This is a genomic window from Candidatus Clostridium helianthi, from assembly GCF_045310795.1.
GTDB lineage: Bacteria > Bacillota > Clostridia > Clostridiales > Clostridiaceae > Clostridium > Clostridium helianthi.
The window spans coordinates 1-1,424 of the sequence record NZ_JBJIAB010000104.1; the positions used below are offsets into that span (position 1 = coordinate 1).

The 1,424-nt window shown below is 28.2% G+C and carries 1 protein-coding gene; it reads right to left on the bottom strand.

Annotated elements, in window-relative coordinates:
- Positions 1-18 precede the first annotated feature (18 nt).
- Positions 19-1,338: an IS701 family transposase gene (locus ACJDTP_RS27360; RefSeq protein WP_406763000.1), complete on the bottom strand. Its 1,320-nt coding sequence runs from the start codon at positions 1,336-1,338 to the stop codon at positions 19-21.
- Positions 1,339-1,424: the final 86 nt, after the last annotated feature.

The following is a 1,424-nucleotide window of genomic DNA, read 5'->3' on the forward strand; positions in this document are numbered from 1 at the left end:
CACTACTTTACAATAAAATTAACTGACTCCGTCATGCGAAGCAATAAAATCTATTACATCTTTAGCAGTTGATATATTTTTTGCTAATTGTAGTGTTTTAAGCAATTTATCAAAAATTAATTCTTTAGCGATACACTCTGACAAATAGTATTTTATCTCTTGTGGACTTGCATACTTATATTGCGAAAGATTACTATTTATAAAAGGTAGTAAGATACAGAGACTATAGGTTACCCCTAGCAAATTGACATACTTTTCTATAGCCTCTTTGCTCCTTACCATATAATTCCCGAAGGACCAAAAAGTTTTTTGTTGATAAAAAATAACTTCTATATTCCAACGTATTTTATAGATGTTAAATGTAGTTTTCTTTAATTCGTTTCCATCTTTATTGGATATGCTCTCAAAACTTTTTATGTTATCTGGATTTATAGTACTCATATATAATCTGATAGAAGAAAATTTATCTATATCCGTCGTGGTAACTGTTATATACACAATATCGTCGGTTATATTAACCTTTGCTTTGGTATGTGATATATAAAATTTTCCTTCTTCAGTATATTTAAGGTTATGGTAATCTATTTTAGCACCTTTTTTCCTTGGTCGGCCTCTTTTGCCACTGCGTGGTTCGATATTAATGTCAAACATGGCTGTATCACTACGCAAAGCACCAATTACATCAATATTTTCAAACTGTTTGATTACTTTTAAAAATGGTGTTTTAGTATACCAACTATCGCAAGTAACTATAACTTGATAATCTGCTAAAGTAGGGGCTACGGAAGATACCATATTGGCTGCTAATTCTAATTTGCTTTTAGTCTTATCATATAATTTATATTGTATTGGTATCTTTATATAATGAAATTTTTGATTATATAATATTGGAATGGCTATTGCTAAAGAAACAAAGCAATGTCCATTTAAATATGAAGAACCATTTTTATTAGTATGATCAAACAATTTACTATAACAATCAAATTTTGTTCCGAATTTACTTTGAAGAGTATCATCTATAATTAGATAGATAGTAACATGATTCTTTAATTCGTTTGGAATAAACTTTAAGCAAATACCAAGAGTAGCTATCGCTAACTCGCTTATATTAAAATTTTTCTCTGATAAGAAATAGTAAAATCTATTTAGGCAGATATTCCAATGCTTTTTTATGAACTTATCATAGATTAATTTTATAGATCTAATTTCTTGCATATACAACATTGCGATTATGACAATCTGGAAGTTGTGAAAACTTCTTTTATAAAAAACAGTTTTATATGCATTTAAATATTTCGTTATTGAATTAATTATGGATTGATTGTTAATACTAACCATAGAGCCAAACACCGTCCTGTAAAGATTATTTGTGTGGTTATGATTAGTTTGTACAGAAATCGGAGTTTGGTTCATTGTATTTTATG